Below are 13,535 nucleotides of genomic sequence, written 5' to 3' on the forward strand. Positions count from 1 at the left end.
AGGCTAGCCACGTGCGGCCGTGTCCAGGATGCGGTCGAGCCCGAACTCGAAGCGGCGGGTGAACTCGTTGTCCACGAGGTGCGGCAGGACGCGAGCCAGCGCGGGGTGGCTGTCCGGGGTGACCGCGGATTCCAGCAGGCCTGCCACCGCACCCGTCGCGCCCTGCTCCTCCTGCGTGAGGCCGAGCGTGAAGTAGAGGATCGTCCAGCAGGTCCAGCCCGCGTCGCGCGGTTCGAGGCCACCGTCGAGCAGGGCGGCGACCAGCGCTTCCGCGGCGCGCAGGGTGGCCGGCTCGGCGACGAACGTCCCGGCCACGACGAACGCGCCGTCCCGGTGGGCCAGCAGCGCGCGGCGGAAGCGGCGGGCCAGCTCGGCGGTGCGGTCCCGCCAGTCGTCCGGGAGCCCGTCGAAGGAGATGCCGGCGAAGATCGCCTCGGCCATCAGCTCACGCAGCCGCGCCTTGGTCTTGACGTGCCAGGAGACGGTGTTGAGCCGGACACCGAGCCGCCGCGCGACGGCGCGCAGGCTGACGGCCTCCAGGCCCTCTTCGTCCAGCAGGTCGAGCGCGGCCCGGACGATCTCGTCGCGCCGGCTGTCGCCGTTCCGGGTGATCACCGGGCGATGCTAGCCAGGTGGCCGTCAGCGGTGCTGGTCAGGCTCGCCGCTGGGGGTCACCTCCGCGACGTGGCCGTCGGGGCGGATGAGGGCGGTGTCGAGCGCGGCCCAGTCCGGCCGGTCGTCCAGCGGGCGTCCGTGGTGGACGATCGCGCCGGGGGCAGCGGGGCCGGGCTCGTCGCGGAAGTCCAGCAGCACCGGGCGTCCCGCGTGCAGGAGCCGGAAGAGCGTGGTGTCACCGAATTTCAGGTTCGGCGCACGGGTGCCGGTGAGCGGGTGCGCGCCGGGGTAGCGGACGGACAAACCGGACAGCCGCTCGGCGAGGGCCTTGGCGAACGCGGGCTGTTCGGCGATGAGGGTGCTGAGCAGCGACCGCAGCCGGCGGCCGTCCGGGGAGAACGCGGTCATCAGCGCGGTCTGCGCCTGGGTGTGCTCCAGGAGTTCGGCGCCGACCGGGTGGCGTTCGTCGTGGTAGGTGTCGAGCAGGTCGTCGGGCGCCTCGCCGCGCACGACCGCGCCCAGCTTCCAGCCGAGGTTCATCGCGTCCTGGAGGCCGACGTTGAGCCCGACGCCACCGGCCGGCATGTGCATGTGGGCGGCGTCGCCGGCGAGCAGGACGCGTCCCCGGCGGTAGCGGGTGGCCTGGCGGCTGGCGTTGGAGAACCGGGACAGCCACGCGGGGGAGTGCATGCCGAAGTCGCGGCCGGCGATGGCGGTGACCTTGGCGCGCAGCTCGTCGAGGGTGAGGTCGCCGGGCCGGTCGGCGCGGATGTCGTCGGGGCTGTGGCCGACCAGCCGGTGCAGGCCGCCGGGCAGCGGGACGGCCAGGAGCAGGCCGTCCGCGGTCGCGCGGCTGTAGGAGCCCGCGGACGGCGGGTCGGTCAGCACGACGTCCCCGAGCCAGCCGTACACGGACGCCGACGTGCCGGGGAAGTCGATCCCGGCGGCGGCGCGGACGGTGCTGCGGGTGCCGTCGCAGCCCACGACGTACGCGGCGGCGATCGTGTACCCGCCATCTGGGCCGTCGACTGCCATGCGCACTTCACCGGGGTGTTCGGTGAGGCCGGTGACGCGGTGGCCGCGCCGGATGTCCGCGCCCCTGTCGCGTGCGTGGTCTTCCAGCAGTTCCTCGGTGCGCGCCTGCAGGAGCGCCAGGGTGATCGGGAAATCGGTGTCGAGAAGGGCGAAGTCCAGGCGGTCGTCGAGCACGGCGAAGTGCCCCTGCGGGATGGGGATCCCTTCGGCCAGGAAGGGCTGCTCGACGCCGCGTGAGGCGAGCACCTCGATGGTGCGCGGGTGGATGGTGAGGGCCTTCGAGTGCGGGCCCCGTTCGGTGCGCTGTTCGAGGACGGTCACTTCGGCGCCGGCGAGGCGGAGTTCCGCGGCCAGCCACAGCCCGGTCGGGCCTGCTCCGGCGATGACGATGTTCTTGGTCACTGACTAAACATAGCCTAGGCTGGGTCGATGACCAAGGATGAGATGCCGCAGTACGCCAACCCGGCCGGGCTCTTCGCGCTGCCCGAGATGTTCAGCCTGTCCGTCGCCGTGCCCGCGTCGCGGCTGGTGTTCCTGTCCGGGCAGGTCGCGTGGAACGCGGAGGGTGAACTCGTCGGCGAGGGTGACCACGGCGCGCAGGCGGAGCAGATCGTGCGCAACATCGACATCGCGCTCGCCGCGGCCGGCACGAGTCGTGAGCACCTGGTCAAGCACACGATCTACGTCGCCGGATATCGCCCGGAGCTGGCGGAGGCGATCCTCGCGCCGATGCGTGCCGGGGTGACCACGCGTTCGGCGAGCACGCTGGTCGGCGTCCAGACCCTGTTCGACCCCCGCTACCTGGTCGAAATCGATGCAGTTGCCTGGATCCCTTGACGCATTCCCATATGGGTATATATTTGGTGCATGGCAAGGGCAGCGACTACGGCGGACGCGTTCAACGCGGTGGCCGAACCTCGGCGGCGGCAGATCCTCGATCTGCTGGCCGGCGGGGAGAAGCCGGTGAACGAGCTGGTGTCGGTGCTCGGGCTCGCCCAGCCGCTGGTGTCCAAGCACCTGCGGGTCCTGCGGGAGGTGGGTCTGGTGGAGGTTCGCGACTCCGGACGGCAGCGGGTCTACCGCATCAACGCCCGCCCGCTGAAGGACATCCACGAGTGGGTCAGTGGTTACCAGCGGTTGTGGGACGAGCGATTCGACCGCTTGGACGCGGTGTTGGAAGAACTCAGGGAACTGGAGGACGGAGATGAGCACGATGACGACCAGCGGTACGGCGAAGGTGACGCTCCCGGCGGACAACCAGATCCAGATCGTGCGTGAGTTCAACGCGCCGGCGCGGCTGGTGTGGCAGGCGTGGACCACGCCGGAGCTGGTGAAGCGCTGGTGGGCGGGCGAGCGTGGCGAGGTCACGTCCGTCGAGGTCGACCTGCGGGTCGGCGGGAGATGGCGCAACGTGATGATCGCCAACGGCGGTTTCGAGGTCGCCTTCCACGGCGAGTACCGGGAAATCGTGCCGCACGAGCGGATCGTGTTGACCGAGGTGTTCGAAGGCATGCCCGGCGCGGAGTCGCTGAACACGCTGACGCTGACCGAGCACGAGGGACGCACCACGCTGACCGTGCTGGCCGAGTACCCGAACAAGGAAACCCGCGACGGGCACCTGGAGTCCGGCATGGAGGGCGGCATGCAGGAGTCGCTGGACAAGCTGGAGCAGGTCGCGGTGTCGCTCGCCTGACGGCCGGTGGGTTCCTGAGGGCAGGTGGTCTGGCCCGTCGGCTGGTGGTGCTGGCCTGAGGGCTGGTGGTCTGGCCCGTCGGCTGGTGTCGCGGGCCTGAGGGCAGATGGTCTGGCCCATCGGCGTGTGCGCTCTCGGTGAAGGTTCCGCCTGCCGCGGCAGGTTTCGCGCCCTGCCGAGGCAGGATCTGCCTGCGCGGGGCGGCCCGTCCGGTGGATCCGCTTGGCCGGGGTGGCACGTCCGGTGGATCCGCTTGGCCCGGGGCGTAGCGTGGCAGATCTTCGCTTCACCGGCGCGGCGGCTTGCCCGGGCAAGCCGACCTGCCGCGGGGCAAGCCGGCCTGCCGGGGCAAGCCAGCCTGCCGGGGCAAGCGTGACCGGGCTAGCCGGCCTGCCCGGTGGTTCCGCCCGGAGGTGAGGTGTCCGGGCGGAACCGTGCTGGGTCACTGGGGTCAGGCGCGCAGGACTCCTTGCGCCACCAGCGTTTCCCGCAGGTGGGCGATGATCGGCACCTGGCCCTTGACGAGCAGTTCCGCGGCGCGCTCGGGCCTGGCCCACTCGATGCGGTCGACCTCCGGGAACTCCTGCACGCGGCCGGAGCCCTTCGGCCACTCCATCTCGAACGTGTTGCTGGCGAAGCCGGCCGGGTCGAAGTCGCCCTCCGCGGCGAACGTCGTGATGACCTTGCCGCTCGGCTGGCGGAACTCGCCCAGCTCCAGGATCTCGCCGGTGAGCACGGGCTCGCCGACCTCCTCGGCGAACTCGCGCCGTGCGGCGGGCAGCGGGTCCTCGTCGGTGTACTCGCCCTTCGGGATGGACCAGGCCCGCTCGTTCTTGCGCGCCCAGAACGGCCCGCCCATGTGCGCGATGAGCACCTCCACCCCACCGTCACCGGTCAGGCGGTACAGCAGGAACGCCGCGCTCTTCGTGGGCACCGGGTCACCACTGGTCGTAGTGCAGGACCTCGGACAGCGGCTGGCGCTTCGCCGGCTTGAACGTCTCGCCGGTGTAGAACGCCGTCGGGATCAGCGCCGCCTGCCGGACGTGGTCCGGAATGCCCAGCAGTTCAGCAGCCTCCTTCTCGTAGACCAGGTGCAGCGACGTCCAGGCGCTGCCGAGCCCGAGGGTGCGCGCGGCGAGCATGTAGCTCCACACCGCGGGCAGGATCGAGCCCCACAGGCCGGCCTGGTTGCCCTCGGGCAGCTTGCCGCCCGGGACGTGGATCGCCGGGACGAGCAGCACCGGCACCTCGGCCATGTGCTCGGCCAGGTAGTCGGCGCTGTTCATCACCCGGTGCTGGGTGGCGGCGCGGTCCGTATCGCCGGGGTAGCGCTCCTCCGGCGCCGGGCCGAGGTCGCGGTAGGCCTTGTAGGACTTCGCGTACAGCTCGGCCAGCTTGGCGCGCTTGTCGGCGTCGGTGACCACGACCCAGTGCCAGTCCTGCCGGTTCGACCCGGTCGGCGCCTGCAGCGCGAGGGTGATCGCGCGCTCGATGAGCTCGCGCGGGACGGGACGTGACAGGTCCAGCCGCTTGCGCACGCTGCGGGTGGTGGTCAACAGCTCCTCTGGTGTCATGCCCCCGATCCTGGCATGCGCCCGAGTGACCGGCGCCGGTCCCCGGCGCGCGGATCTTGAGGTGGTCGCTCGTGGGCCGGGCGGAGAGCGGGCAGGAGGGGAGTGGGGTGGGTGCGCGTTGATGGTTGGCCGTGGGGAAGGCGCATAGGTCGTGTGTGGGTGCGCGGAGTCGTGCGGGGGATGTGGCGATGCTGAGGTTGGGGTTCGCCCAGGGGCTCGGGTGGGTTGTCGCGACGGGCGCGCGAGATCGGGAGCGGGATGCGGTGGCGGGCGTGGCGGGTGACAATGCCGGGGCCGGGATTCGCCTAGGGCAAGGAGGCCTGAGATGGCCGGGCACACCTATCGCGTCACTGAGATCGTCGGCTCGTCCAGTGAGAGCCTGGACGCCGCTATTCGCGGGGGGATCGAGCGTGCGGCGCAGACGTTGCGGGGGTTGGACTGGTTCGAGGTGACCGAAATACGCGGGCACATCGAGAACGGCGCGATCGGTCACTTCCAGGTCGGGTTGAAGGTCGGGTTCCGGCTGGAGGACGCGGACTGACCTGACCAGGGCGCGCACGGCACTCACCAGCGCGGTGCGGATGCGGACCGTCCACTTGGGACCAGGGTGGGTTGTCGGGTTCATGGCAGCCACGTTAAGGACGGGGACCGACAAAAACCTGTGCTGGGCGGAAAATCGCCACCCCATCGGGTCGAATTGGTTGGATCACCTGACTGGAGCAACAGGGGATAGACGCGCGGGGTAGATCGGCTGGAGCCCCGGACAGCGAGACGCCGGAGCGGGCCGCAATGGGGAGCGGACACCTGCGTGGGGCCTTTACGAGGCGTGCGGTGGCGGGCGGGTCGCTGTGTGGGGCGGAGACGTGCGCGCGGCTTTTACGGGGCGGCGCATGGTGGCGGGCGGGTCGCGATGTGGGGGTGGACACCTGCGCGGGGCTTTTACGGGGCGGCGCACGATCGCGGGCGGGTCGCTATGTGGAGGCGGACACCTGGATGGGGCTTTTGCGAGGCAGCGCACGGCTGCGAGCGGGTCGCAATGAGGAGCGGAAACCTGCGCGGACTTCTACGGCACAGCGCAAAGCCCGGAGCGGGCGCTCAACGACCAAGCGTTGACGCCCCTCCGGGCGAGGATGAACCCACCGCCATCAATCGGTCGACAGTGCCTGCAGCAAATCGCCGATTTCGGGCTCGTCCAGCGATCGCGCCACGTCCGCCTGCGCGACGATCCCCACCAGGTCGTGGCCGTCGATCACGGGGAGCCGCCGGACCTGGTGCTGCGACATCGTGCGCAGGATCTCCTTCGCATCGTCGTCGGCGCCGATCGTGACCGCCTCGCCCTGCGCGAGCTCCCCGGCGTTCACCGCGCGCGGGTCCTTGCCCTCCGCCAGCACCTTCACCACGATGTCCCGATCGGTCAGCATCCCCTTGAGCCGGTTGTCCTCACCGCAGATGGGCATCGCCCCCACCTGGAGCTCCGCCATCCGCTTCGCGGCGTCGAGCACGGTGTCGCTGGTCCGCACGCACTCGGGGTCCGGCGTCATGATTTCGCGAGCCTTCGTCATCTCTGCCTGCCTTTTGGTGCACTCGAACTGGGCACTCGCGGTCATACCCGCACCCGGTTGATTTACTCGTCCCATGTCCGAGATCGAGGTCCACCACGACGTCACCACCGGCGGCGACCTGGCCCACCACTACGCCCGGGGCGCGTCCCGGCCCATCACCGTCGTCGGCAACCCCGTGCTGCACCGGCCGTGCGCCGACGTCACCGAGTTCGGCGACGACCTGGCCCAGCTGGTGTCCGACATGTTCGTCAGCATGCGCACCGCCAGCGGCGTCGGCCTCGCGGCCAACCAGATCGGCGTCCCGCTGCGCGTGTTCGTCTACCTCTGCCCGGAGAGCTACGCACGCAGCGAGGGCGAGCTGTGGCACGCCGGCCACGTGGTGAACCCGGTCATCGAGGTCGCCGGTGACGAGACCGGCGCCCACCCCGAAGGCTGCCTGTCCGTGCCCGGCGCCAGGGCCGTCGTCGAACGCCCCGCCCAGGTCACCGTCCGCGGCTTCGACCTCGCGGGCAACCCCATCGCCGTGCCGGGCCGCGACCTGCTCGCCCGCTGCTTCCAGCACGAGACCGACCACCTCAACGGCCGCCTCTACATCGACCACCTCACGCCGGAGGGCCGCGAGACCGCGCTGGCGGAGATGAGCGAACCGGCCTACCCGGTCGTCACAACGGACGCCGCCACTCGACCGTGACGCGGCCCGGCTCGCGGCGCACCACCGCGTCCGCGGACGCCTCCGCCAGTGCCCGCTCCACGCCGGCCACCCGCTCGTCCGGCACCGCGCAGGTCACGCGCAGCCGGATCTCCTCGCCGGACAGGGCCAGCTCGACCTCCTCCGCGCCGCCGCCTGGCACCGCGGTGGCGCGGAGGAAGTCGCGCAGCACCTGGGTGACCTCGGCGGCGACCTCCGCGGGCGGCTCGGCGTCGAGGTCGCCGGTGAGCAGCAGCCCCGGCGCGTGCCCGTGGGTGCTCTCCAGCTCCCCGACCACCTCGCTGACCTGGGTGTGCAGCGGAGGCTGGGTGCGCGTCGCCGTGCCGTAGACGGAGCTCCGCAACGCCGAGATCGTGCGGTCGATGCCGCTGATCGCGGTCGCCATCACCGGGCCGGACCGGGGGAACCGGGCGGCCGCGGACTGCAGGTCCAGCGTGATGCCGTAGAGCCGGCGGATCGCCGTGTCGCCGAGCGTGCGGGCGATCCGGTCGGTCTCCTCCAGCCGGGCGATCCGGTTGGAGGCAGCCGCCACCTGGTCGGCCTCCGACAGGATCCGCACCCGCATCGCCTCGACCGCTTCGCCGAGCCTGGTCACCTCCTCCGGCCCGGCCGCCTCGACCTCGCGGTGCAGGTCGCCCGCGGACACCTCGCGCACCTGCGCGACCAGCCGGTTCAGCGGCGTGACGAGCGACCGGCGCAGGATGAGCACGCTCGCCAGGCCCAGCACCACCGCGAGGCCCACGCACACCCCGGTGGTCACGTTCGCGGTGGCGTTCGCCCGGCGCGACGACGCCAGCCTGGCCGCGATGAGTTGGTCGACGTGGTCGCCCAGCGCGGTCAGCCGGGCGCGCAAGGTGTCGAACAACGCCCTGCCCTGCTGGTTGTCCGCGACGGTGCCGTTCGCGCGGATCCGCGCGATCGCCGGCTCGGCGGCCTGGGTGCGCCAGGCGATCCCGGCCGCGCTCACCGCGGAAAGGAGGTCCATCGTTTCCGCGTCGTCGGCCATCAACCGGGCGATGCTGTCCTCCGCCGCGGTGACCGCCGCGCTCCCCGTTTCGTAGGGCTGCAGGAATTGCGGATCACGGGTCAGCAGAAAACCGAGTTCACCCGTTTCCATGTCCAGGTAACCCCGGCTGAGCGAGGCGACCGCCGCCTGCGCCGGGCGCAGCGTGTCCCGCACCCGCGAACCGACGTCGGTCACGTGGACGCGGGCCGCGGTGGTGACGATCGCGGTGGTGGTGAGCAGCAGGAGCAACCCGCTGACGAGCAGGATCACCTGCCACCGCAAAGTCCGCGGCCAGAATCGCGGAATGGTCACGAAACACGATAACCCGCTTCACCGGAAAACCGAGAGCGTCGTTTTCCCGCCATCACCGCGGCGCCGGCCGCGGCGCCGATCGCCAATGCGATCCCGATCCGGTACGCCGCAAGCGCTCCGCTGCCGAAGAACACACCGCCGAGCAGCGCGACACCGAGCGTCGCACCGAGTTGCTGCATCGCGTTGAGCAATCCCGCGGCGGAGCCGATTTCCACCGGGCGCACCGCGCGCAACGCCGCGGTGAAGAACGCCGGGCTGAACAACCCCGCGCCGATTCCGATCACCCCCAGTGCGCCGAGGAACGCGGCGTGATCGGTCACCAGGCACGCGGTGACCAGGCCGGTGACGAAGACGGCGAGCCCGGCGGGCATCACGCGGTCGCCGAAGCGGGGCACCAGGACCGAGCCCGCGACCCAGGACGCCACGCCCAGCCCGGCCGACCACGGCACCAGCGTCAGCCCGGCGGCACGCACACCCGCGCCCGCGTCCAGTTGCTCGTGCAGGACCACGACCAGGGTCAGGCCCGAGGTGGCGGTGAAGAACAGCGCCGAGGTGACCAGCGCGGCCGGGAACCGTCGTCCGGCGAACAGGGACCGTTCGACGAGCGGAGCGCGGCCGCGGCGCTGGTGCAGCACGAAGACGACGAGCACGACGGCGCCGGCGGCGAGGAGCCGGTAGTCCGGAGTGGACGGTTGCGTCAGCGGGTGGACGAGCAGCCCGAGGCCGAGGACCGCGAGCACCGTCCCCGGCACGTCCAGGCGCGGGCGGCCGGGCGCGCGGTCCTCCGGCAGGCCACGGGCGAGCCGCAAGACGATCACCGACAGCGGCACGTTCACCAGGAACGCCGAGCGCCAGGTCCAGGCCTCGGTGAGCACGCCGCCGAGCACCGGCCCGCACACCGCCGCGAGCCCCATGACCGGGCCGATCGCGCCCAGCGCGCGGGAGAGCGCGGGGCCGGTGAACATCGCGCGGATCAGCCCGATCGTCTGCGGGATGATCACCGCCGCGGACGCGCCCTGCGCGGCGCGGAACACGATCAACGCGTTCGCGGCCGGCGCGAGCGCGCACGCCAGCGAGGTGAGCAGGAACGCCGTCACGCCGAGCCGGAACACCCGGCGGCGCCCGGCGAGGTCGCCGAGCCGCCCACCGGTGATCAGCAGCGCGGCGAACGGCAGGGTGTAGGCGGCGCTGAACCACTGGACGTCCGCCACCGGCCCGGGCAGGCTCTCGTGCACGGCGGGCGCGGCGACCTGGACGATCGTCGAGTCCAGCAGGTTCATCGCCTCGGCGGTCAACAGTGCGGCCAGCGCCGCTCGGTGGTTCATCCGGCTTCCCTTCCACGCGGTCGGCGACAGCGTGCGGGGAGAGCAGGACTGGTTCCACCTGCAAGCCGGAATCCGACGGATCCTTCCGCTGGGAGCCCTAAAATGCTGGATGTGACCGTGCTGGACGAGCTTGACCGCGGACTGCTCCACGCCCTTCACCTGGACGCGCGGGCGCCGTTCACGAAGATCGCCGCCGTGCTGGGCACGTCGACTCAGACCGTGACGCGGCGCTACCAGCGGCTCACCCGCGAGGCCGGGCTGCGGGTGACCGGGCTCCCGGACCCGGCCGGCACGCGTGGGCAGCAGTGGGTCGTCCGACTCACCGCGGCGCCGAGCACCGCGCACGACATCGCGCACGCGCTCGCCCGGCGCGACGACACGGCCTGGGTGCGGCTGACCTCAGGCGGCACGGAGATCGTCGCGATCGTCCGCGCCGAGCCGGGCGCGGGGAACTCGCTGCTGCTGCGGGACGTGCCGCGCACCGCGAGCGTCACCTCCGTGTCGGCGCACTACCTGCTGCACACCTACCTGGGCGGGCCGACGGCGTGGCGTGGCCACCTCGACGCGCTTTCGCCCGCGCAGCAACGGGAACTGAGCCGCCCGGCGCCGACGGGCGAACCGGTCGAGCTCGGCGAGACGGACCGCGTGCTGCTGGCCGCGCTCGCGCAGGACGGCCGCGCCGGCTACACGGCTCTGGCTGCGGCGACCGGGTGGTCGGCATCGACGGTCGCCCGGCGGGGCGACGAACTCCGCGGGCGCGGCGCGTTGTTCTTCGACGTCGAGATCGACGACGCGCTGCTCGGCATCACGGCTTCGGCGCTGCTGTGGATGTCCGTGCCCCCGGTGCACCTGGACGGGGTCGCGACGGAACTGGCGAGCCACGCGGAACTCGCCGTCGTCGCCGCCACCACCGGGCGCACCAACCTGCTGTCGATCGCGTTGTGCGCGGACACCGGCGCGTTGCACCGATATCTGACGACCCGGCTCGCGCTGCCCGCGATCACGCACCTGGAGACCGCGCCGATCCTGCGGACGCTGAAGGCGGTGGCGCCGTTGGTCACCCCGGCCGGCGCGGCTTCGGTCCGCGCCGGCCGGGGGCGGCCCGTGCGATAGCGGGCCCGCGCACGCGCGCCCCGGCGACCGGACCGGAGCGCGCGGTGTGGAGCCGGGCGCAGCGGATCGGGCGGGCGTCGCGTGGAGTTTCGGTACGCCCAGAGTCCCTCGGTGCAGGCGCCACGGTCAACGCATTTTCCGGGCTGGGGGCACGGAAAGACCGATCGGAAAGTACTTGAGTGTCATTCAAGTACATGCCAGCGTGGACACATGGCCTCGCCCGATGAGCTGGATCCGCGAGAAGCGCTGGACACGATCGACCGCGTGGGCCGCCGGGTCCGCCGGGAACGCTGGTGGTACGTGGCCGCCACGGCGGTCATGGCCGTGTTCACCGCGGCCTGCTACATCGGGCTGATCGCCGCCCCGGCCGCCGTCGGGGACCTGGTCCTGCCCGGGGTGCTGGTCGTGGTCGTGCTCACCGGCCTCATCGGCCTGCGACTGCGGGTGATCGACCGGGCCGCCGCGCGGCTGGAGAACGCGGCCGTCTGGGCCAGCGTCGGGCTCGCCGTGCCCACCATGCTGCTCGACAAGTTCCTCGTCCCCGAGGGCTTCACCCCGTGGGCGGTGCCGGCCGGAGTGCTGCCCGCGCTGCCGTTCATCGTCCTGGCGTGGCGGGTCGCGCGCCGGTGAGCGGCAGGAAGACGGGTGCCCACCCCCGGCACCAGCTCGACGAGATCATCCACGCGCCGGTCCGCCTGTCGGCCATGGCGGCGCTGGCCGCGGCCGACCGCGTCGCGTTCGGATTGCTCCGCGACACAGTCGAGGTCAGCGACTCGTTGCTGTCGCGGCACATCCTCACCCTGGAGCGGGCCGGGTACGTCGAGGTGGTCAAGGGGTACGAGGGCAAGCGGCCGCGGACCTGGCTCTCCCTCACCGACGAGGGCCGGGCCGCCTTCGAGCGGTACCAGCGGACGCTTCGTGCGCTGATCGACACCACATCACCGTCCAGCACCCCGACTGAGTGATGCCCCGGCCAATTTCGCTGAGGTGTCGATTCGCGGGGTCGTCGTTCGTGTAGGTGGTGAAGACCGAACCGAGGAGGGACCATGACCCACTACCTGCTCACGATCTACCAGCCCGACGGCGAGCCGCCCCCGCCGGAATTCCTCGAACCGATCATGGAGAAGGTGGCGGCGTTCCAGGAGGAGTTGCGGGCCGCGGGCGCCTGGGTGTTCAACGCGGGCCTGCACCCGCCGAGCACCGCCACCGTCGTGCACGCGCGGGGCGACGACGTGCTCGTCACCGACGGGCCCTACCTGGAGGGCAAGGAGCACGTCGGCGGGTTCACCATCATCCAGGCCGCGGACCTGGACGAGGCGCTGGAGTGGGGCCGCAAGCTGACGGCGGCGACCACACTGCCCATCGAGGTCCGGCCGGTGGTCGACGGGTCCTGCGGTTGACCGACGAGATCGCCCGCGTCTTCCGGGAGGAGTACGGGCGCGCGGTGGCCGTCCTGGTCCGCGTCTTCGGCGACATCGACATCGCCGAGGAGGCGGTCCAGGACGCGTTCGCGACGGCCGTGCGGCGGTGGCCCGAGGACGGGGTTCCGCCCAGCCCGGCGGGCTGGATCATCACGACGGCCCGCAACCGCGCCGTGGACCGGTTGCGGCGCGAGGCGACCCGCGACGACCGGCAGGCCCACGCGGCCCTGCTGCACGCACGTGACGATCCGGTGGAGGAGGGCGCCGTGCCCGACGAACGGCTCCGGCTGATCTTCACGTGCTGCCACCCGGCGCTCGCCCCGGCCGCGCGGGTCGCGCTCACCCTGCGGCTGCTCGGCGGGCTGACGACCGCCGAGATCGCGCGGGCGTTCCTGGTGCCGGAGAAGACGATGGCGCAGCGGATCGTGCGCGCGAAGGGCAAGATCCGCGCCGCCCGCATCCCGTACCGGGTGCCGGACGAGGCGGACCTGCCGGACCGGCTGCGGGCCGTGCTCGCGGTGCTGTACCTGGTGTTCAACGAGGGCTACACGGCCAGGCGCGCGGCCCTGTGCGCCGAGGCGATCCGGCTGACACGGGTGCTGGCCGGGCTGATGCCGGACGAGCCGGAAGTGCTGGGGCTGCTCGCGCTGATGCTGCTGACCGAGTCGCGCCGCGCCGCCCGCACCGGTCCGGGCGGGGAGCTGGTGCTGCTGGCCGACCAGGACCGGAGCCGGTGGGACCGGGAGCTGATCGCCGAGGGACAGGCCTTGGTGCGCCGGTGCCTGCGCCGGGGACGCCCGGGGCCGTACCAGATCCAGGCCGCGATCAACGCCGTGCACAGCGACGCGCCGACCGCCGCGGACACCGACTGGCGGCAGGTGGTGGCGCTGTACGACCAGCTGATGGCGGTCGCGCCGTCCCCGGTGGCGGCCCTGCACCGGGCCGTGGCGGTGGCGGAGGTCGACGGTCCCGCGGCCGGGCTGGCACTCGTGGAGCGCCTGCGGCTGGCCGAGTACTACCTGTTCCACGCGGTCCGGGCGGACCTGCTGCGCCGCCTGGACCGGCGGGAGGAGGCGGCACGCGCCTACGAGGAAGCCTTGCGGCGGACGGAGAACGCGCCCGAGCGGGAGTTCCTCACCCGCCGGCTGCGGGAGACCGGCGGGTGAGGAA

Annotated in this window: 17 protein-coding genes; 10 read left to right on the forward strand and 7 right to left on the reverse strand. The window is 72.2% G+C overall.

All coding sequences use genetic code 11. The annotated features are described in order from the left end of the window. Positions 1-3 precede the first annotated feature (3 nt). Together ABZ215_RS16340 and ABZ215_RS16345 are read right to left on the reverse strand one after the other, a co-directional pair. Positions 4-615 (reverse strand): TetR/AcrR family transcriptional regulator C-terminal domain-containing protein, encoded by a 612-nt coding sequence (locus ABZ215_RS16340; RefSeq protein ID WP_354950147.1) that lies wholly within the window; start codon positions 613-615, stop codon positions 4-6. A gap of 24 nt (positions 616-639) precedes the next feature. After that, positions 640-2,052, reverse strand: coding sequence for an FAD-dependent monooxygenase (locus ABZ215_RS16345; RefSeq protein WP_354950148.1), 1,413 nt, complete (start codon positions 2,050-2,052; stop codon positions 640-642). Between the two features lie 27 nt (positions 2,053-2,079). On the opposite strand from ABZ215_RS16345, the gene ABZ215_RS16350 reads away from it, so the two are divergent. The 3 genes from ABZ215_RS16350 to ABZ215_RS16360 are packed head-to-tail and all read left to right on the forward strand — an operon-like array spanning position 2,080 to position 3,343. Continuing rightward, a complete protein-coding gene (locus ABZ215_RS16350) occupies positions 2,080-2,487 on the forward strand; it encodes a RidA family protein (protein ID WP_027936457.1) in 408 nt (135 codons plus the stop codon). A gap of 30 nt (positions 2,488-2,517) precedes the next feature. Continuing rightward, positions 2,518-2,928, forward strand: coding sequence for a metalloregulator ArsR/SmtB family transcription factor (locus ABZ215_RS16355; protein ID WP_039791908.1), 411 nt, complete (start codon positions 2,518-2,520; stop codon positions 2,926-2,928). Further along, complete coding sequence (locus ABZ215_RS16360) at positions 2,864-3,343, forward strand: SRPBCC family protein (RefSeq protein ID WP_354950149.1); 480 nt, start codon at positions 2,864-2,866, stop codon at positions 3,341-3,343. The genes ABZ215_RS16355 and ABZ215_RS16360 overlap by 65 nt, the downstream gene beginning before the upstream one ends. Positions 3,344-3,794: 451 nt before the next feature. Here the strand turns inward: ABZ215_RS16360 and ABZ215_RS16365 are convergent, their stop codons facing one another. After that, on the reverse strand, positions 3,795-4,277 hold the full coding sequence (locus tag ABZ215_RS16365; RefSeq protein WP_354950150.1) for an NUDIX domain-containing protein: 483 nt from the start codon (positions 4,275-4,277) through the stop codon (positions 3,795-3,797). Positions 4,278-4,281: 4 nt separating this feature from the next. Then, complete coding sequence (locus tag ABZ215_RS16370; RefSeq protein WP_354950151.1) at positions 4,282-4,917, reverse strand: nitroreductase family protein; 636 nt, start codon at positions 4,915-4,917, stop codon at positions 4,282-4,284. 325 nt (positions 4,918-5,242) lie between these two features. Between ABZ215_RS16370 and ABZ215_RS16375 the strand changes: the two genes are divergently transcribed. After that, positions 5,243-5,458, forward strand: a complete 216-nt coding sequence (locus tag ABZ215_RS16375) for a dodecin (protein ID WP_017984202.1) — start codon at positions 5,243-5,245, stop codon at positions 5,456-5,458. Positions 5,459-6,062: 604 nt separating this feature from the next. On the opposite strand, the gene ABZ215_RS16380 is transcribed toward ABZ215_RS16375, so the two are convergent. Further along, on the reverse strand, positions 6,063-6,479 hold the full coding sequence (locus tag ABZ215_RS16380) for a CBS domain-containing protein (protein WP_354950152.1): 417 nt from the start codon (positions 6,477-6,479) through the stop codon (positions 6,063-6,065). Positions 6,480-6,552: 73 nt separating this feature from the next. Here ABZ215_RS16380 and def point away from each other — a divergent pair, with 73 nt between their 5' ends. Continuing rightward, entirely contained in the window at positions 6,553-7,170 is a 618-nt protein-coding gene (gene def, locus ABZ215_RS16385) for a peptide deformylase (RefSeq protein ID WP_354712356.1), read from the forward strand. Here the strand turns inward: def and ABZ215_RS16390 are convergent. Beyond that, positions 7,142-8,506 carry a CHASE3 domain-containing protein gene (locus ABZ215_RS16390; RefSeq protein ID WP_354950153.1) on the reverse strand — a complete coding sequence of 455 codons (1,365 nt, stop codon included), beginning with the start codon at positions 8,504-8,506 and terminating at the stop codon, positions 7,142-7,144. The two genes, def and ABZ215_RS16390, sit on opposite strands and share 29 nt — an antisense overlap. Further along, entirely contained in the window at positions 8,503-9,831 is a 1,329-nt protein-coding gene (locus tag ABZ215_RS16395; protein ID WP_354950154.1) for an MFS transporter, read from the reverse strand. The genes ABZ215_RS16390 and ABZ215_RS16395 overlap by 4 nt, the downstream gene beginning before the upstream one ends. Before the next feature lie 111 nt (positions 9,832-9,942). Between ABZ215_RS16395 and ABZ215_RS16400 the strand changes: the two genes are divergently transcribed. The 5 genes from ABZ215_RS16400 to ABZ215_RS16420 all read left to right on the forward strand — a co-directional run bounded on the left by ABZ215_RS16400 (position 9,943) and on the right by ABZ215_RS16420 (position 13,531). Continuing rightward, positions 9,943-10,944, forward strand: a complete 1,002-nt coding sequence (locus ABZ215_RS16400; RefSeq protein WP_354950172.1) for an Lrp/AsnC family transcriptional regulator — start codon at positions 9,943-9,945, stop codon at positions 10,942-10,944. Between the two features lie 210 nt (positions 10,945-11,154). Beyond that, the gene (locus ABZ215_RS16405) at positions 11,155-11,574 is read left to right on the forward strand and encodes a hypothetical protein (RefSeq protein ID WP_354950155.1); all 420 of its coding nucleotides are present in this window, start codon (positions 11,155-11,157) and stop codon (positions 11,572-11,574) included. After that, positions 11,571-11,909 (forward strand): transcriptional regulator, encoded by a 339-nt coding sequence (locus tag ABZ215_RS16410; protein WP_354950156.1) that lies wholly within the window; start codon positions 11,571-11,573, stop codon positions 11,907-11,909. The genes ABZ215_RS16405 and ABZ215_RS16410 overlap by 4 nt, the downstream gene beginning before the upstream one ends. A gap of 81 nt (positions 11,910-11,990) precedes the next feature. Further along, entirely contained in the window at positions 11,991-12,344 is a 354-nt protein-coding gene (locus ABZ215_RS16415) for a YciI family protein (protein WP_020422012.1), read from the forward strand. Beyond that, positions 12,341-13,531 (forward strand): sigma-70 family RNA polymerase sigma factor, encoded by a 1,191-nt coding sequence (locus ABZ215_RS16420; protein ID WP_020422011.1) that lies wholly within the window; start codon positions 12,341-12,343, stop codon positions 13,529-13,531. The genes ABZ215_RS16415 and ABZ215_RS16420 overlap by 4 nt, the downstream gene beginning before the upstream one ends. Positions 13,532-13,535 lie beyond the last annotated feature (4 nt).

It is taken from the genome of Amycolatopsis sp. NPDC006131, from assembly GCF_040614175.1.
GTDB lineage: Bacteria > Actinomycetota > Actinomycetes > Mycobacteriales > Pseudonocardiaceae > Amycolatopsis_E > Amycolatopsis_E tucumanensis.